The 16,867-nt window shown below is 72.5% G+C and carries 20 protein-coding genes; 10 read left to right on the top strand and 10 right to left on the bottom strand.

The window, feature by feature from the left end; genetic code table 11:
- A complete protein-coding gene (locus AB0B35_RS21445) occupies positions 1 to 792 on the top strand; it encodes an alpha/beta hydrolase (protein ID WP_361048147.1) in 792 nt (263 codons plus the stop codon).
- On the opposite strand, the gene AB0B35_RS21440 is transcribed toward AB0B35_RS21445, so the two are convergent.
- The 4 genes from AB0B35_RS21440 to AB0B35_RS21425 form a co-directional block, all read right to left on the bottom strand.
- A complete protein-coding gene (locus AB0B35_RS21440) occupies positions 789 to 1,319 on the bottom strand; it encodes a GNAT family N-acetyltransferase (protein WP_361048144.1) in 531 nt (176 codons plus the stop codon). The two genes, AB0B35_RS21445 and AB0B35_RS21440, sit on opposite strands and share 4 nt — an antisense overlap.
- Positions 1,320 to 1,404: 85 nt before the next feature.
- Positions 1,405 to 2,526, bottom strand: coding sequence for an LCP family protein (locus AB0B35_RS21435; RefSeq protein ID WP_361048141.1), 1,122 nt, complete (start codon positions 2,524 to 2,526; stop codon positions 1,405 to 1,407).
- A gap of 43 nt (positions 2,527 to 2,569) precedes the next feature.
- Complete coding sequence (locus AB0B35_RS21430) at positions 2,570 to 3,196, bottom strand: FMN-binding negative transcriptional regulator (protein ID WP_361048138.1); 627 nt, start codon at positions 3,194 to 3,196, stop codon at positions 2,570 to 2,572.
- 2 nt (positions 3,197 to 3,198) lie between these two features.
- Complete coding sequence (locus AB0B35_RS21425) at positions 3,199 to 4,137, bottom strand: DMT family transporter (RefSeq protein WP_361048136.1); 939 nt, start codon at positions 4,135 to 4,137, stop codon at positions 3,199 to 3,201.
- Here AB0B35_RS21425 and AB0B35_RS21420 point away from each other — a divergent pair.
- Positions 4,136 to 5,554, top strand: a complete 1,419-nt coding sequence (locus tag AB0B35_RS21420) for a PLP-dependent aminotransferase family protein (RefSeq protein WP_361048133.1) — start codon at positions 4,136 to 4,138, stop codon at positions 5,552 to 5,554. The two genes, AB0B35_RS21425 and AB0B35_RS21420, sit on opposite strands and share 2 nt — an antisense overlap.
- Positions 5,555 to 5,617: 63 nt before the next feature.
- Here AB0B35_RS21420 and AB0B35_RS21415 read toward each other — a convergent pair whose 3' ends face one another.
- Positions 5,618 to 6,088 (bottom strand): YbaK/EbsC family protein, encoded by a 471-nt coding sequence (locus tag AB0B35_RS21415; RefSeq protein ID WP_361048130.1) that lies wholly within the window; start codon positions 6,086 to 6,088, stop codon positions 5,618 to 5,620.
- 144 nt (positions 6,089 to 6,232) lie between these two features.
- On the opposite strand from AB0B35_RS21415, the gene AB0B35_RS21410 reads away from it, so the two are divergent.
- On the top strand, positions 6,233 to 7,030 hold the full coding sequence (locus AB0B35_RS21410) for an alpha/beta fold hydrolase (RefSeq protein WP_361048127.1): 798 nt from the start codon (positions 6,233 to 6,235) through the stop codon (positions 7,028 to 7,030).
- A gap of 32 nt (positions 7,031 to 7,062) precedes the next feature.
- On the top strand, positions 7,063 to 7,644 hold the full coding sequence (locus AB0B35_RS21405; RefSeq protein ID WP_361048339.1) for a TetR/AcrR family transcriptional regulator: 582 nt from the start codon (positions 7,063 to 7,065) through the stop codon (positions 7,642 to 7,644).
- 27 nt (positions 7,645 to 7,671) lie between these two features.
- Here AB0B35_RS21405 and AB0B35_RS21400 read toward each other — a convergent pair whose 3' ends face one another.
- Complete coding sequence (locus tag AB0B35_RS21400; protein WP_361048125.1) at positions 7,672 to 8,217, bottom strand: hypothetical protein; 546 nt, start codon at positions 8,215 to 8,217, stop codon at positions 7,672 to 7,674.
- Between the two features lie 90 nt (positions 8,218 to 8,307).
- Here AB0B35_RS21400 and AB0B35_RS21395 point away from each other — a divergent pair, with 90 nt between their 5' ends.
- Together AB0B35_RS21395 and AB0B35_RS21390 are read left to right on the top strand one after the other, a co-directional pair.
- Positions 8,308 to 9,114: a GNAT family N-acetyltransferase gene (locus AB0B35_RS21395; RefSeq protein WP_361048122.1), complete on the top strand. Its 807-nt coding sequence runs from the start codon at positions 8,308 to 8,310 to the stop codon at positions 9,112 to 9,114.
- Between the two features lie 172 nt (positions 9,115 to 9,286).
- A complete protein-coding gene (locus tag AB0B35_RS21390; protein ID WP_361048120.1) occupies positions 9,287 to 9,748 on the top strand; it encodes a hypothetical protein in 462 nt (153 codons plus the stop codon).
- Positions 9,749 to 9,755: 7 nt separating this feature from the next.
- On the opposite strand, the gene AB0B35_RS21385 is transcribed toward AB0B35_RS21390, so the two are convergent.
- Entirely contained in the window at positions 9,756 to 10,439 is a 684-nt protein-coding gene (locus tag AB0B35_RS21385; RefSeq protein ID WP_361048118.1) for an SDR family NAD(P)-dependent oxidoreductase, read from the bottom strand.
- Between the two features lie 163 nt (positions 10,440 to 10,602).
- The gene (locus AB0B35_RS21380) at positions 10,603 to 11,064 is read right to left on the bottom strand and encodes a MarR family winged helix-turn-helix transcriptional regulator (RefSeq protein WP_361048116.1); all 462 of its coding nucleotides are present in this window, start codon (positions 11,062 to 11,064) and stop codon (positions 10,603 to 10,605) included.
- A gap of 188 nt (positions 11,065 to 11,252) precedes the next feature.
- Between AB0B35_RS21380 and AB0B35_RS21375 the strand changes: the two genes are divergently transcribed.
- Entirely contained in the window at positions 11,253 to 11,672 is a 420-nt protein-coding gene (locus AB0B35_RS21375) for a PPOX class F420-dependent oxidoreductase (RefSeq protein ID WP_361048114.1), read from the top strand.
- 55 nt (positions 11,673 to 11,727) lie between these two features.
- Positions 11,728 to 11,973 (top strand): DUF2630 family protein, encoded by a 246-nt coding sequence (locus tag AB0B35_RS21370; RefSeq protein ID WP_361048111.1) that lies wholly within the window; start codon positions 11,728 to 11,730, stop codon positions 11,971 to 11,973.
- An 89-nt stretch (positions 11,974 to 12,062) separates the two neighbouring features.
- Here AB0B35_RS21370 and mctP read toward each other — a convergent pair whose 3' ends face one another.
- Both mctP and AB0B35_RS21360 read right to left on the bottom strand, forming a co-directional pair.
- Entirely contained in the window at positions 12,063 to 13,706 is a 1,644-nt protein-coding gene (gene mctP, locus AB0B35_RS21365) for a monocarboxylate uptake permease MctP (RefSeq protein WP_361048109.1), read from the bottom strand.
- A gap of 3 nt (positions 13,707 to 13,709) precedes the next feature.
- Positions 13,710 to 13,952, bottom strand: a complete 243-nt coding sequence (locus tag AB0B35_RS21360) for a DUF3311 domain-containing protein (protein WP_361048106.1) — start codon at positions 13,950 to 13,952, stop codon at positions 13,710 to 13,712.
- Positions 13,953 to 14,172: 220 nt separating this feature from the next.
- On the opposite strand from AB0B35_RS21360, the gene AB0B35_RS21355 reads away from it, so the two are divergent.
- Together AB0B35_RS21355 and AB0B35_RS21350 are read left to right on the top strand one after the other, a co-directional pair.
- Positions 14,173 to 16,098, top strand: a complete 1,926-nt coding sequence (locus AB0B35_RS21355; RefSeq protein WP_361048104.1) for a serine/threonine-protein kinase — start codon at positions 14,173 to 14,175, stop codon at positions 16,096 to 16,098.
- Between the two features lie 44 nt (positions 16,099 to 16,142).
- Complete coding sequence (locus AB0B35_RS21350; RefSeq protein WP_361048101.1) at positions 16,143 to 16,862, top strand: GNAT family N-acetyltransferase; 720 nt, start codon at positions 16,143 to 16,145, stop codon at positions 16,860 to 16,862.
- Positions 16,863 to 16,867 lie beyond the last annotated feature (5 nt).

Raw genomic sequence — 16,867 nt, 5'->3', positions numbered from 1 at the left:
GTGAACACCGTCGTCTCGGCGGACGGCACCGCCATCGCGTACAGCAGGGCCGGGCAGGGCCCGGCGGTGATCCTGGTCGACGGGGCCATGTGCCACCGGGCCATGGGCCCGGCCGAGCCGCTGGCGAAACTGCTGGCCGACTCCTACACCGTCTACACCTACGACCGGCGCGGCCGGGGCGACAGCGGTGACACCGCGCCGTACTGCGTCGAGCGGGAGGTCGAGGACCTCGACGCCCTGATCAAGGAGGCCGGGGGCAGCGCCTACGTGTACGGCATATCGTCCGGTGCGGTGCTGGCCTGCGACGCCGCCGCGCGGCTGGGCGGCGTCCGCAAGCTCGCCGTGTACGAGCCGCCGTTCGTCGTCGACGGCACGCACGAGGCCCGGCCCGACGACTACCTGGACAAGATGGACACGATGATCGCGCAGGACCGTCGCGGCGACGCCGTCACCACGTTCATGAAGACGGTCGGGGTGCCCGGGTTCGTGGTCGCGATCATGAAGCTGACCCCGAACTTCAAGAAGCTCAAGGCGGTGGCGCACACGCTGCCGTACGACTTCCGGGTGCTCGGCGACACCGGCCGCGGCAGGCCGCTGGACGCGTCGCGCTGGGCCGGTGCGCAGCTTCCGGCGCTGGTCATGGACGGCGGCAAGAGCCCGGCGTACATGCGCAACGGGGCCAAGGCCCTGTCGCAGGCGCTGCCGAGCGCCGGTTACCGCACCCTGCCGGGGCAGACCCACCTGCTCAAGCCGGAGGCGGTCGCACCGGTGCTCAAGGAGTTCTTCGTCTAGAGCTTCTTGGCGAGCAGTTCGAACTCGAGGTCGTCGCGCTGCGGCAGGCCGAAGCGCTCGTCGCCGTACGGGAAGGGGCTCGTCTGCCCGGTGCGCGTGTAACCACGGCGTTCGTACCAGGCGATGAGCTCCTCCCGCACCGAGATGACGGTCATGTGCATCTCGGGCACACCCCACTCGTCGGCGGCGAAACGCTCCGCCTCGGCGATCACGGTCTTGCCCAGGCCGCCGCCCTGCAACAGCGGGCGCACCGCGAACATGCCGAAGTAGGCGTAGCCGTCGTGGCGTTCCAGGTGGCAGCAGGCCAGCAGGTCCCCGCCGCGCTCGGCCAGCAGCACCACGCTGTCCGGGTCGGCCACGTGGGCGGCCACGGCCGCGGCGTCGGTGCGCTGCCCCTGCAGGATGTCGGCTTCGGTGGTCCACCCGGCCCGGCTGCTGTCCCCGCGGTACGCCGACTCCACCAGCGCCACGATCGCCGGCACATCCTGCGCGCGCGCCGCGCGCACGGCCACCGCCTGCTCCACCATGCCCCGATCCTTGCAGACCGCGCACCGGGCGATGGGAAGGGCACCTTCTACAACGCGGAGCGTTGTGCAGGTGCCCTTCCTTGCCTCAGCGGAGGTTGACGAGTTTAGGGTGGGATTTGGTCCAGGCGTCGAGTTTGTCGGCGCGCAGGGCGGCGAAGTAGGTGGACTGGACCGCGTCGAGGCGTTCGCCGCGGTAGGCGCCGCCGCTGAAGACGCCGCTGCCGGGCAGGCCGACCAGGGTCAGGTTCGCGGGGCGGATGTTGCGCAGGGCGTACGCGAACTCGCTGGGTTTGCGGCCGCGGCCGTCGAAGGTGAACGTCTCGCCGAGCGCGCCGAGCACGTCGTCCAGCTTGGTGGGGTCGGTGAGCAGGTCACCGCTGAGGACCTTGGTCAGCATGGCCTTGATGAGCTGGCGCTGGTGGCGCTGGCGCGCGTAGTCGCTGCCGGTGATGTAACGCTGCCGCGCGTAGTCCAGGGCCATCCAGCCGTTCATGTGCCGGGTGCCGACGTTGTAGGTCATGCGCGGGCCGGAGTAGCCGTGCGCGCAGCCGCGGCAGGTCGCGCGGTGCACGCCGTCGGGGCGGCGGTGGATCGAGACGACCTTCTGGTCGACGTAGATGTCGACGCCGCCGATGGCGTTGATCAGCCGGACGTAGCCGCCGAACGAGATGATCGCGCCCGCGTCGAACCGGGCGATCCCGGTGTACTTGCTCACCGTCTTGGCCAGCAGCTGGAAACCCTGCGCGAGGTTCCACTTCGAGCCGCTGCCGGGCACCCGGGCGCCGTAGGTCAGGGCGTGGGTGAGCTTGCTGCGCTCCCCGCCGAAACGCGACGGCGTGAACGCCGGGATGTCGACGACCAGGTCCCGTGGCAGCGAGGTGAGGTACGCGCTGGTCAGGTCCTTGTCGACGTGCAGGATCATCACGACGTCGCCGTGCGGCGGCGAGCCCTTCTGCTCCTCGCGCGTGTCGCGGCCGAGGATGAGCATGTTGAGCGGGCCCTTGATGTCCGCCCCGGCCGGGGGAGTGGGGCTGGCGCTCGGGCTCGGCGACGGCGAGGGCTCCTCGCTCGGGCCGAACAGGTCGACCTGCGGGATCGCCTCGTTCACCCGGTCCTTGGTGACCTGGACGGCCGCGTACGCCCCACCGCCCAGCAGCGCCAGCGCCAGTCCGAGGATGATGAACAGCCGAGTCGACCTCGTCGTCATGGGGTGCGCTCCGGGGGTGTGGCGCTGTCGGGGGCCTCGAACTTTAGTCCCTGCGCCGGGCGTGGTCCACGGCGTCGGCGGCGGCAAACGCGCCGTCGGCGCGCAGCCCGGCGACGACGCCGTCCACATCGGCCGCTGAGCGGTTCTGGCTCAGTTTCCACTTGGCCTCGATGCGGCTGATGCGCAGCTCGACGCCGACGATCGCGCGCAGCTGGCCGGTGACGAACGCCGCCGGGGCGTCGTCGACCGACCACGGTGCGGGGCGGCCGCCCTCGTGCTTGTCGCTCAGCCGACGCACGAGCGCCCCGGTCCAGTCCGGATCGTCGTGCACGATCAGCTCGCCGTACGCGTGTACGACGGTGTAATTCCAGGTCGGCACGACCCGGCCGTGCTCGGCCTTGGCCGCGTACCAACTCGGCGAGACGTAGGCGTCGGGGCCGCGCACGATGGCCAGAGCCTCGCCGAGCGCGGGGCGGCGCCACTGGTCGTTGTTGCGGGCCAGGTGGCCGAGCAGCGCGCCGTGCGGGCCGGTGTCCGGGTCGTACACGAACGGCAGCGTGGTCGCGACCAGGCCGTCCGCGGTCGCGGTGACCAGGTCGGCGGCGCCGTGGTGCGTCAGCAGCTCGCGGACGGCGGCCTCGTCGGCGGCGAAGTGGGCGGGTGTGTACATGGTCAGACCTTTCCGACGGCGGGCGCGGGCGCGCTCGCACGGGTGCGCTGGATGAGCACGACGCAGGCGAGCACCACCAGCGCGGCCCCGATCGAGGCGGGTGTCACGGTCTCACCCAGCAGCAGCGCCGACCAGCCCAGGGTGAGCACGGGCTGGGTGAGCTGGACCTGGCCGACCTGGGCGATGCCGCCCCGGGCCAGGCCCGCGTACCAGGCGAAGAAGCCGAGGAACATGGAGATCACGGTGAGGTAGCCGAACGCGGTCCAGCCGGTGGTGTCGGCGCGCGGGGGTTGGGCCACCGCGGCGGCGATCGTCACCGGCACGGTGACCGGCAGCGCCACCAGCAGCGCCCAGCAGATGGTGCGCGCGCCGCCGAGCTCGCGCGACAGCGCGCCGCCCTCGGCGTACCCGAGCCCGCACAGCACCACCGCGACCAGCAGGAACAGGTCCGCGATGGTGAGCGCGCCCTGGACCGCGCCGCTGGTGACCAGGAAGGTCAGCACGGCGAGCAGCCCGGCCGCGCCGGCGGCCCAGAAGGCGGGCGGCGGGCGCTCGCCGGCCCGCAGCACCGCGAAGATCGCGGTCATGGCGGGCAGCACGGTGTTCACGACGGCCCCGTGCGCGGACGTCTGCGTGGTCAGCGCCAGCGACGTGAACAGCGGGAACCCGACCACCACACCGAGGGCGACGACGGCCAGCCGCCGCCACTGGGCGCGGCTGGGCCGGGGCGCGCCGGTGAACCGCAGGTAGGCCAGGGCGAGCAGGGCCGCGCCGACCGCCCGGCCGAAGGCGACGAACCAGGGGTCGAGCTGCTGCACGGCGATCCGGGTCATGGGCAGCGACATGCTGAACGCCAGGACCCCGACCGCGCCCAGGGCCAGTCCGGTGACCCGGTCCGCTGTTACCGTTTCCGGGACAGTAGCGCTACTCTTGTCCGTCATGAGTAACGGTAACGCAGTGGCCCGCGTTATCCAAGATCTGCGCGGGCTCGCCGCCGCCGCGGGCCCGGGGACCCGGCTGCCGTCGGTACGCGAGCTGACCGCCCGCCACCAGGCGTCACCGGTCACCGTCGCCGAGGCGATCCGGCAGCTGGTGGCGCAGAACGTGATCGAGGCCCGGCCCGGCAAGGGCACCTTCGTGGCCGTGCCGCCCGACGAGCCCGCCGTGCCCGACCTGTCCTGGCAGACCGTCGCGCTCGGCGTACGCCCGCCGGGCGACGAGGAGCTGCAGGCGTTACTGGCGTTACCGCCCGCCGGGGCGATCCCGCTGGTCGGCGGCTACCTCGACGCCGACCTGCAGCCCGCCGCCGCACTGGGCGCGGCGCTGACCCGGGCCGCCCGCCAGCCCGCGGCGTGGCAGCGCGGCCCCGTCGAGGGGCGCGCGGACCTGCGGGCCTGGTTCGCCCGCGAGGTCGGGGCCGGGCTGCGCGCCGACGACATGGTGATCTGCGCCGGCGGCCAGGCCGGGCTGTCCACCGCGCTGCGCGCGCTCACCAGCCCCGGCGACACGGTGCTCGTCGAGTCGCCGACCTACCTCGGCGCGCTGGCCGCGGCGCGGGCCGCCGGGCTGCGGGTGGTGCCGGTCCCGGCCGACGCCGACGGCGTACGCCCCGACCAGCTTGCCGCCGCCTTCGCCCGCACCGGCGCGCGGCTGTTCTACTGCCAGCCGCTGTACGCCAACCCGCACGGCGCGACCCTGGCCGGGCACCGCCGTGCCGAGGTCGCCGCCGCCGTACGCGCCGCCGGCGCGTTCCTCATCGAGGACGACTACGCCCGCGACCTCACCATCGACGGCGAGGCCCCACCGCCGCTGGCCGCCGACGACCCCGACGGCCACGTCGTCTACCTGCGCTCGCTGACCAAGGCGACCGCTCCCGGCCTGCGCGTCGCGGCCATCGGCGCCCGCGGCCCGGCCGGCGCGCGCCTGCGGGCGGCGCGCCTCCTCGACGACTTCTACGTGGCCGGCCCACTCCAGCAGGCCGCCCTGGAGTTCGTCACCTCCCCGGCCTGGACCCGGCACCGCCGCACCCTGCGCTCGTCCCTGCGCGAGCGCCGCGACGCCCTCCTGTCCGCGCTCCGCCGCCACCTGCCCGACCTGGTCCCACCGACCGTCCCCTGCGGCGGCCTGCACCTGTGGACCCCGCTGCCCGAAGGCACCGACGACGTCGCCCTCGCCACCGCGGCAGCCACCGAAGGCGTCATCGTCTTCCCCGGCCGCCCCTGGTACGCCGCCGAACCCCCGGCCCCCCACCTGCGCCTCACCTACGCCGCCGCCCCACCCGCCCACCACGACGAAGCCGTCACCCGACTCGCCCACGCCCTGGCGAAAGGAAGGGCACCTTCACATCGCTCCGTGTAGAGGAAGGGCACCTTCTTAACCCGACATCGCGCCTGAGCTGCGGTCGGCTGCTGCGTTTCGCGCTTACTTCACCGGTTCCGGGTCGGTGACGTCGGCGTACGTGCCGCCGAGTCCGTTCACCGCCGCGTCGGCGTCGACCGCGACGGCGACCCCGTGCTCGCCCGCGCCGAGCGTGATCTCCCGCCCGCGTAGCCGCTCGTCGGCGATCACCGGCCACGGCTTGAGCGACCCGTACGGCGTGATCGTCCCGCGCTCGTACCCGGTGGCGTTCTTCGCCTCGCCCGCGTCCGGCATGGACAGCCGGGACACCCCGAGCAGCGCACGCAGCTTCGGCCACGAGATCACCCGATCGCCCGGGACCAGCACGAACAGGAAGTCGTCGTCCCCGCGCCGCACCACGATCGTCTTCACCACATCGGGTATCTCCACACCCCGCGCCGCCGCCGCCTCGGCGAGGCTGCGCACCGGCCCGTGCCGGATCACGCGATGGTCGAGGCCTGCGGAGGTGAGCGCGTCGAGCGCCGAACCGGTCATGCCTCGCACCCTATCCCGCGCGCCGCCACCGTGACCCAGGTCATAGAACGAGCGTTCTCCCTCCCTTGAACTCGCGCCACCGCCGAGCGTAGATTCGGATACAGACAGAACGTTCTGTCTACTATGACGAGGAGTTGACCGGCCATGACCGCCCCCGACACGATCGTGCTGATCCACGGCCTGTGGATGACCCCGCTGAGCTGGGAGCACTGGATCGAGCGCTACACCGAGCAGGGCTTCCGGGTGCTCGCCCCGTCCTGGCCCGGCCTGGAGGGCGGCGTCGAGGCGCTGCGCCGGGACCCGTCGCCGCTGGCCGGCCTGGGCGTCGGCGAGGTCGCCGACCACTACGAGCGGATCATCGCCGACCTCGACGCCCGGCCGATCATCATGGGCCACTCGTTCGGCGGCGCCCTGACGCAGATCCTGCTCGGCCGCGGCCTGGGCGCGGCCGGTGTCGCCATCAACTCCGGCCAGATCCGCGGCGTCCACCGGCTCCCGGTCAGCCAGCTCAAGGCCGCCTCACCGGTGCTCGGCAACCCGGCCAACCGCAAGAAGGCCGTGCCGCTCACCCCCGAGCAGTTCCACTACGCGTTCACCAACACGCTCACCGCCGAGCAGTCGCGGCAGGTGTACGACCGCTACCACGTCCCGGCCGCCGCACGGGCCCTGTTCCAGGGCGCTTTCGCCAACCTGGACCCGAACTCGCCGCTGAAGGTCGACGTGCGCCGTGACGACCGCGCGCCGCTGCTGTTCGTCGCGGGCGGCGCCGACCACATCGTGCCCGCCTCGGTGAACCGATCCAACCACCGCCTCTACCGGCACTCGTCGGCGCTCACCGAATACCGCGAGTACCCCGGCCGCAGCCACTACACCGTCGGGCAGGACGGCTGGCAGGACGTGGCCGATCAGTCCCTGGCCTGGGCCGTGCGCAACGCGCGCTGAGCCCCGGTCCCTACCCTGGTCAGGTGACCGAGATGACCGTACGGCCTTCCGCGGCCCGCGAGCGCCTGCTCGCGGGCGCGGCACAGGTCTTCTACGCCGAGGGCATCCACGCGGTCGGCGTGGACCGGGTGATCGAGCAGGCGCGGGTCACCCGCGCCACCTTCTACCGCTACTTCCCCGGCAAGGACGATCTGGTCCGCGCGTACATCGAGCATGCCGACGCGGCGATCCGGGCCCGGCTGGCGCAGGCGCTCGCGCTCACGTCCGACCCGTACATGCTGATGGGTCTGCTCGTGGACGGCATCGGCGCGGACATCTGCGCTCCCGGGTTCCGGGGCTGCCCGTTCATCAACGCTGCGGCCGAGTTCCCGGACCCGGCCCACCCCGTGCACCAGGCCGTCGTGGCTCACCGCGGGTGGTTCCGCGCGGCGCTGGTCGACCTGCTGACCACCATGGGGTACGCGGACCCGCGCCAGGGCGCCGACACCCTGGTCATGCTGCGCGACGGGGCGATGGTCGCGGGTTACCTCGGCGCGCCCGAGGCGGCCCGCGACAACCTGCGCGCCGCCGTCGCCACGCTCATCGGCCCGTTCCCGGATCACGCCACCCCGTGACGGCGTGATCCAGGAACGGGCCGCGGCTCAGGCGGCCCGCAGGTGCTGGAGGTCGGTGCGGGTGCGCAAGGTCGCCGCGGCCAGACCCGCGATCAGCGCCACCAGCCCGATGCCCGCAGCGCTGACCAGGGCGACCTCGGCCCAGTCGGCAAACCACGTCTCGTACCGGTACGAGACGTCCCCGGTGATGCAGTCCCCGACCGTGCAGCCGGGAATCATGCGCGCCGTGAACACCGTGCCGTACATCTCGGGCAGGATCTGGTGGACCATGCCCGCGCCCAGTACGACGGCGGCGGGCATCAGCACCGCGACCGGCAGCACCGCCTGCCAGAGCAGGGCCTGCGCCAGCACGCGCCGCCGCACGCCGGTGGCCGTGAGCGCCGCGAAGGCCCGCCGCCGCGCCGCGACGGCCTCCAGCAGTGCCGTCAGCACGCCGATCGCGGCGGCGACCCCGACCGCCAGGCTGATCCGCTTGAGCCCGCTGGCGAAGAAGGGATCGATCGGCTCGCCCTGCCGCACCCGGTCGACCAGCTCCGGCGGCGGCTCATGGCGGAGCACTGAGTGAATAGGCACCGTCAAGGGGCATCCGTCGATCCCGCGCCCGGTCGCGGTGGATGGCGCGGCGGAGCCCGCTGCCGGGCGTCGGCGTCTAGGCTGCGCAGCGTGTACTCCGTGCGGCAGGCGAGCGCGGCCGACCTGGCCGGCGTACGCGCCGTCGCGAACCGCTTCGGCAACCTGGGCGGCTGGGCGCAGCGCCCCGACTACCTGGACCGCGAACTGGCCAACGGCCGCCTGTACGCCGGGCTCGCGGGGGACACCGTGGTCGGCTTCGGGGCGACGTTCGCCCGGGGTGGCCTGCTGCACCTGGCCGACCTGTTCGTGCTGCCGGAACACCAGTCCTCGGGCCTGGGCCGGTCGCTGCTGGAGTCGCTGCTGCCCCGCGACGCGCCACGGGTCACCTTCGCCTCGTCGGACCCGCGAGCGCTCGCGCTCTACGTGCGGCAGGGCATGCGCCCGGTGAGCCCGCTGCTGTACCTGCGCGGCCCGGTGGCGGCCCTGCCCGATCGCGGGCTGCGACCGGTTGCCGCGACCCCGGCGGAGATCGCCGACCTCGACGCCGACGCGTCAGGCGGCCGCCGTGACGCCGACCTGGCCTGGTACTGCGCGCTGCCCGGGGTGAGCGTTTACCGGCTCGGTGACGGCTACGCGATGGTGCGCGAGTCGGGCGGGGCGCTGCTCGTCGGGCCGGCGGGCGGGCGTACCACCCGGGCCTGCGCGGACGCGTTGCTGGCCGTGCTGGCCCGGCACCGCGCGGTGGGCACGGCCAAGCTGTGCGTGCTCGGCCCGAACCCGCTGCTGCCGCTGCTGCTGGAGGCCCGGTTCACCATCGCCGACATGGACCAGTTCCTTTCCGGTGGCGGCGACCCGATGGCCCTGGACCGCTACCTGCCGCACCCCGACCTCGGCTGAGCAAGCCCCCGGACCGGGCCGGGGCGGGGACCTGCGCCGTGGTGTCGGCCACCGCCTTGAGCAGGCGTCCTTTTGGTCGGTGGCAGATGGGATGCTGTCCGCGGCGGGCACCGTCCACTTGACACTGACTCATCGTATTGGGAACGTTACAGCGGGTCCTGGGGAGGAAGTCATGCTGTTCCTGGTGTTCGGCACCGTGCTCGTCGTCTGGGGCCTGTCGATCGACAACGGCACGCTGACCACGGTGGGCTGGATCGCCTGGGCGCTCGGCGTCATCGTGGTGTGGATGCGCTCGGCCGGCCGGTTCGGGCTGCGCGCGATCATGACCCGGCGCATGCTGCGGGACATGGACCTCATGCGGGCCGCCGCGGAGAAGGGCGACCCGGTCGCGATGCGGGCACTGGGCAGCATGCTCAAGGTGACCGGCGACTGGGACGGGGCCGAGCACTGGCTGAGCAAGTCCGCCTGGGCCGGTGACCGCGAGGCGATGTTCGACATGGGCCGCCTGGCCGAGCAGCGCAGCGGGCTCGAAGCCGCCGAGCAGTGGTTCCGGATGGCCTCGGAGTCGGGCCACCCGGTGGCCAGGATGATGTTCGTCGAGGGCGGCCTCTACAACCGCGACGGCGACTCCTGACGACGCCTCAGACGTTGATCTGGGAGTTGCGGACGGCCCGGGAGGCGGCGGAGCACAGGTAGGCGACCGTGTCGGCGATGTCGGCGGGGGCGGTCCAGCCCTTGCGGTCGGCGTCGGGCATGTCCGCGCGGTTGGCGGGGGTGTCGATGACCCCGGGCAGGATCGTGTTGACGCGTACGCCGTCCTTGCCGTACTCGGCGTGCAGCGCGCCGGCCAGGCCCAGCACCGCGGTCTTCGCGGTCAGGTAACCGGCCGCGCCGCTGAACGGCTTGCGCACCGCCTGGCTGGACACCAGCACCACGGACCCGCCGCCCGCCCCGACCAGGTGCGGCAGCGTCGCCTGGCAGACCAGGTACGCGGGGCGGAGGTTCAGCCGAAGCTGCGCCTCGAACTGCTCGACGGGCGTCTCGTGCACCCGCCCGCCCATCGCGAACCCGCCGACGAGATTCACCACGGCCCGCAACGGCCGGTCGGCGTCGGCGGCCGCGCGCGCCACGCACGCGCCCACCGAGGCGGCGTCGGTCAGGTCGGCCTGCACCAGCACGAGCCCGTCCGCCCCCGTGGGCAGCCGCGACAGCTCCGCCTCCGCGTACCACGGCACCACCACCCGCCAGCCCCGGTCCAGCAGCGCCGCCGTCACCGCCGACCCCAACCCGCCCGTGCCGCCAGTGACCAGCGCCGTCCCGCTCATAGCCGCCCTCTCGCCACCCCGGCGCCTCGCGCAGCCGGAGCCCGGCGTCCAGGTTAGACGACCCCAGCCGAAGGAAGGGCACCTTCTTATCGCTATTCGTAGAGGAAGGGCACCTTCCCATCCTCGCGAAGCGGGTGGGCTGGGGGGTTTGGCGGCGGCGGGGTCAGGTGGGGGTGGTGAGGCGGGTGATGACGCGGTGGCTGAGGGCGTCGAGGGCGGCGATCTCGTCGTCGGTGAGCAGGTCGATCATGTGGCGGCGAACCGAGGCGACGTGGTGCGGAGCCGCCTCCTCGATGGCGCGGAGCCCGGCCTCGGTGAGCACGATGATCGAGCCGCGCGCGTCTCCGGCGCACTCCTCCCGGTCCACCAGGCCGCGCTGCTGCATCCGGGTGAGGTGGTGTGACAGGCGGCTCTTGGACCAGAGCATGGTGCCGGCCAGCTCGGTGAGCCGCAGCCGGTGCGGTGAGGTCTCCGAGAGGTTGGACAGCACGTCGTAGTCGGCGTCGGACAGCCCGCTGTCGTTTGCCAGGTCGCGGGTGATCTGCAGGTCGAGCAGGGCGCGCATGCGCCGGTAGCCGCGCCAGGCGCGAGCCTGCTTATCGTCGAGCCAGCGGGGTTCGGTCACCGGGTCACCATACCCGTTGTTGACATGTCACCAACCGCCCCCTAGGTTGGTGACATGTCAACAGAACTTGCGTCGCCCCGCCTCGACGTGCCGGGGCATGCTGGACGAGTTGCGGCTGATGGCCGAGCTGATGTCGGCCGCTCGGGTCGCGGCGTGCAGCGCCGGGGCCGCGTGGGAAGGATGCGGCGATGAGCGAGCAGGACCGGTTGTGGCAGGTCATCGGGCGTACCGGCCGGGGCGTGCTGGCCACGGTCAAGCGTGACGGGCGGCCGCAGCTGTCCAACGTCGACTACCTCGCCGGCGACGGGGTGATCCGGTTCTCCAGCACGGCCGACCGGGCCAAGGTGCGCAACCTGCGCCGCGACCCCCGGGCCAGCTTCTACGTGACCACGCCCGGCGGCGGGGCGTATGCGGTCGCGGAAGGGCTCGCCGAGCTGTCGGCCACCGCCGCGGACCCGTTCGACGCCGCAGTGGAGGAGCTGGTGGCGCTGTATCGGGACATCCGCGGCGAGCACCCCGACTGGGCCGAGTACCGGGCCGCGATGGTCGCCGACGGCCGCCTGGCAGTCCGCATCCACGTCGACCGCCTCTACGGCTGGCTCGGCTGACCCCGCCCGGCCGGATCGGCGGGCAGGCGGGCGCGGGGCATGTCAGGCTGGAGACATGGACGAGAAGCAGATCTTCGAGCGGATCGACTCGCTGGTCGCCGAGGAGCACGACCTGCGGACCAAGCGCGTGCAGGGCGCGATCGACCCCGAGACCGAGTCCGCCCGGCTGCGGTCGCTGGAGGAGACCCTCGACCAGTGCTGGGACCTGCTGCGGCGCCGCCGTGCGCTCAAGGACGCGGGGGAGAACCCCGACGACGCGAAGGCCGGCGACGTCAGGCAGGTCGAGGGCTACCTGCAGTAGAGACGGGAAAAGGGTGGGCGCGGGGGACCTCCGCGCCCACCCTCGGCCGTGCCCGCCGCCGCGTCCGATGCCCGCGGCGGCCGCACGGCTCAGGCGACGGCCACCGGCTCCCCTTCGGAGTCGATGCCGCGCCGGGGCGAGTCCTCGTCGACGAAGTAGTCGTCGTGTTCGGTGGCGTCGGGCCCGTCGGTGACCTTCCCGGCCCGTAGCACCAGCGTCGCCAGTACCGCGAAAATGATGTTCACCAGCACCGCGACGAAGCCGACGTAGATCGTCGCCTTGGTGTCGAAGCCGAACTTCTCCAGCGGGAACGCCGAGCCGGCGAAGTGCATCCGTCCGGTCGCCGGGTTGGCGATCTGGTACAGCATCCACATGCCCAGGCCCATGCCCGCGACCCAGCCGGTGATCAGCGCGCCCCTGTGGAACCAGCGCGTGAACAGGCCCAGCGCCACCGACGGCAGCGTCTGCAGGATGATCACACCGCCGATGAGCTGCAGGTCGATGGAGAACTGCGGGTCGAGCAGCACGATGCACAGCAGTGCGCCGACCTTGACCACCAGCGAGGCGACCTTGCTGACCTTGGCCTCCTGGGCGGGGCTGGCCTCGCGGTTGAGGTACTCCTTGTAGATGTTGCGGGTGAACAGGTTCGCCGCGGCGATCGACATGATCGCGGCGGGGACCAGCGCGCCGATGCCGATGGCGGCGAACGCGACGCCCGCGAACCAGTCCGGGAACTGCTTGTCGAACAGCACCGGCACGATGGTGTTGGTGTCCACCGAGCCAGGGTTCGCGCCGGGCAGCGGCTTGACCCCGGCGGCGATCGCGGCGAAGCCGAGCATCGCGAGCAGGCCCAGCAGCAGGGAGTACGCGGGCAGCGCGGACATGTTCCGCTTGATCACGTCGCGGTTGCGGGAGGCGAGCACCCCGGTGACGGAGTGCGGGTAGAGGAACAGCGCCAGGGCCGAGCCGAACGCCAGCGTGATGTACTGCAGCTGGTTGTTGGCGTTGAGCAGCAGCCCGTCACCGGCTGCGGGACTGGCGTCGTACTTCGCCTGCGCCGCGCCGAAGATCGCGCCCCAGCCGCCGAGCTGCGACGGCAGCCAGAACACCGCGACCAGGATCACGATGTAGATCAGCGTGTCCTTGACGAACGCGATGAGGGCGGGGGCGCGCAGCCCGGACTGGTAGGTGTACGCGGCGAGGATGGCGAACGCGATGATGATCGGCGCGTGCCTGGCCAGGGTGGACTCGCCGGTGACGCCCATCGTCTTGAGCACCGCTTCGATGCCGACGAGCTGCAGCGCGATGTAGGGCATGGTGGCGACGATGCCGGTGATCGCGACGAGCAGCGCCAGCGTCGGGGAGCCGAACCGGGCGCGCACGAAATCGGCCGGGGTGACCAGGCCGTGCCGGTGCGACACCGACCACAATCGCACCAGGACCAGGAAGAACAGCGGGTAGATGATGACGGTGTACGGCACCGCGAAGAAGCCCATCGCCCCGGCGCCGAAGACCAGCGCGGGCACGGCGACGAAGGTGTACGCGGTGTAGAGGTCGCCGCCGACCAGGAACCAGGTGATCCACGAGCCGAAGTTGCGCCCGCCCAGGCCCCACTCGTCGAGGTGCTCCATGGTGTCCGGCCGCCGCCACCGGGAGGCGACGAAGCCCAGCACGCTGACGCCGAAGAACAGCACCGCGAACACGATGATCTCGGTGAGATGGTCACGCCACACGGCTCAGCCCTCCCCGTCGCGACGCCTGGTCAGCTTGGTCATCCGGTACACCAGCGTCGTGGTGGCGACGCCGACCAGGATGTACGACAGCTGCTGCCAGTAGAAACGCGGGAAGCCGAGCAGGTCCGGACTGGACGCGTTGTAGAAGGTCGTGATCAGCGGCAGGACGATCGGGACGATCAGCAGCCAGTTCCACGGACTGTGATCGCGATCGCCGGGTCGCCGGTCGGGTGCGGGTTCACCCATGGCACGTGCCTCCTCGCACGAAGGGGACGGATCAACGGTGCGAGGGAGGATATGCAGCTCGGGCCGTCGGACTTGCCGTTCGTCGTCCTGACACGCGCCGAACGGTGGCTCCGGTGCGCCGAACGGTTGGCATCATACGGCCGAAGGTCTTGTCAGATCTGGATCACACTCGGGTTCCCTGCGTGGTGTAGGGCTTCACCCGTTTGGGTAGGGTCCTCGAATGCCCGCTGTGCCACCTCGTGTCCTCGCAGACCGGTACCGGTTGCTCGAACCCCTCGGCCAGGGCGGGATGGGCATGGTCTGGCTGGCCCGCGACGAGACCCTGCACCGCGACGTCGCGGTCAAGGAAGTCGTCCCCCCGGCCGGCCTCACCGAGGACGAGCGCGCCGAGATGAACGCCCGCTCGCTGCGCGAGGCCCGCGCGATCGCCCGGCTCAGCCATCCCAACGTGGTACGCATCTTCGACGTCGTCACCGTCGACGGTCGTCCTTGGATCGTCATGGAGTACCTGTCGGGCAAGTCCCTCGCGGCGCTGATGAGCGAGCAGGGGCGGCTGGCCCCGGTCAAGGTCGCCGACATCGGCCTCGGTGTGCTGGCCGCACTGCGGGCCGCGCACGGCGCGGGCATGCTGCACCGCGACGTCAAGCCCGGCAACGTCATGCTCGGCGACGACGGCCGCGTCGTGCTCACCGACTTCGGCCTGGCCACCCTGCCCGGCGACCCCGCCGTGACCCGGACCGGCCTGATCCTCGGCTCACCGTCCTACATCTCCCCGGAACGCGTCGAAGGCGGCGAGGTCGGGCCCGCCGCCGACCTGTGGTCGCTGGGCGCGACGCTCTACGCCGCCGTCGAGGGCCAGTCCCCGTACGCCCGGCCGAACGCGATGGCGACGCTCGCCGCGCTCGCCACCGAGGAGCCCGCCCCGCCGCGCCTGGCCGGGCCGCTCAAGCCGCTGCTCACGGGCCTGCTGCGCAAGGACCCGCGCCTGCGCATGACCGCGGCCGAGGCCGAGCAGGTGTTGCTGCGGGTGGCCGTCGGCCGCCGTGGGGGCGGGGGATTCCTTTCGGGCGTACGCCCCGGTGCGGTCCCCGGCCAGCGGCGGACCTCCCCGCCGCTGGCGCTGCCCGCACGGGCCGCCGACGCACCCGCCGCGCCCGAAGCCGAGCGACCGGCCCGGACGCTGCCCGACCCGCAGCGGCCCGCTGAGCCGCAGACACCCGCCGAGCCCGCTGCCCCCGCCAAGGCGAAGGCACCTGCCAAGGCGAAGGCACCTGCCAAGGCCAAGACGCCGGCCGAGCCGAAGCCACCTGTCATCGGAGGTTCGGCCGCCGCTGTTCCCGGAACCGCGCCGGCCGCCACCGCAGCGGGAGCCGAGGCTGCCGCGAAGCCGAAAGCCGCTGCCGCGGCGGCCGTGCCCGGTCAGCGGGCCGGGTCGGGGGTGGCCGATCGTGCGGTGGGTGCGGCCGAGGTGCCGGGTCCGCCCGAGGGTGCGCTCGTGGCGCGCCCCCGGAAGAACCGCTTGCTGATGATCGCCGGGGCGGCGGCCGTGGTGCTGGCCGTGATCGCGGTCGTGGTCGTGCCGCGCCTGGGCGGCAAGCCGCGCGGCGACGCCGCCGGCGGCAGGTCGCCCTCGGCGGCCGCGAGCCCGTCCGCGGTGGCCTCGCCGAGCCCCTCACCCTCACCGTCGCCGAGCGGGCTGGTGCTGCCCGAGGGCTGGTACATGTACAAGGACCGCACCGGTTTCGCGGTGGCCGTGCCGCGCTCGTGGAAGGTCACCCGCGACCGCACCATCGTGCGGTTCAAGGAGCCCGACGGCGGCCGCCTGCTGCTGATCGACCAGTCCGACAGCCCGAAGAAGGACCCGGTCGCCGACTGGACCCGCCAGGAGGGCAACCGAGTGCGCGCGGGCCACTGGAACGACTACCGCCGGGTGCGCATCGTCAAGGTCGACTACTTCATCGCCTGCGCGGACTGGGAGTTCACCTACCAGGGCACCTCCGGGCGGGTCCATGTGATCAACCGCGGTTTCGTCACCGGGCCGAAGCAGGCGCATGCCATCTACTGGTCCACGCCGGAGTCCCAGTGGAAGGACAACCTCGACGAGTTCGCCCTGATCACGGCCAGCTTCCAGCCCAACCCGGTGTGAGATCCGGGTTGCCCGACGATGATCGGGACGGGGATACTCCGCGGGTGACCGACGCATACACGTCCGCGCTGCTGGTGGTGGGGGACAAGGACGAGGAACTCGCCGCGCTGCTGGACCGGGAGCTGACCGCGTTCAACAACGCCGCGGTGGGCGTACACGAGGAACGGTCCCTGTCCGTGCGGGTCACCGGCCCGGACGGCGCGGTGATCGCCGGGCTGACCGGCTGGACCTGGGGTGCCAGTGCCGGGATCTCGATGGTGTGGGTGCGCGCCGACCACCGCCGCGACGGCTGGGGCGGCCGCCTGCTGGCCGCCGCCGAGGACGAGGCCCGGGCCCGTGGCTGCGACCGGATCAGCGTCTCGTCGTTCACGTTCCAGGCCCCCGAGTTCTACCGCCGCCACGGTTACGTCGCGACCGGCCGCACCGAGGGGTATCCCGGGGACGTGTCCGACGTGCACTTCTGGAAGCGCCTCGACGGGCCGGCCGTCGCACCGCGGCTGCGGCTGGTGGCCGTCGTGGACTACCCGGCCGGCCATGAGCAGACCGTGCAGCGGTACGAGGACGACGTGCTGGCGCTGCTGCCGCGCCACGGCGGCCTGCTGGAGCAGCGGCTGCGCGGCCCGGAGGCCGAGGTGCACGTGATCTCGTTCGCCTCGCGCACCGGACTCGACGACTACCTGGCCGACCCGGACCGGGCCAAGCTACGTGCCGAGATCGGCGACCTCGCCCCGAACGCCCGTGTGCTGACGGTCACCGAGGTCTGAGCGAG

The sequence above is a fragment of the Catellatospora sp. NPDC049133 genome (genome assembly GCF_040648455.1).
GTDB lineage: Bacteria > Actinomycetota > Actinomycetes > Mycobacteriales > Micromonosporaceae > Catellatospora > Catellatospora aurea.
This window is presented reverse-complemented; position numbering and strand designations above follow the sequence as displayed.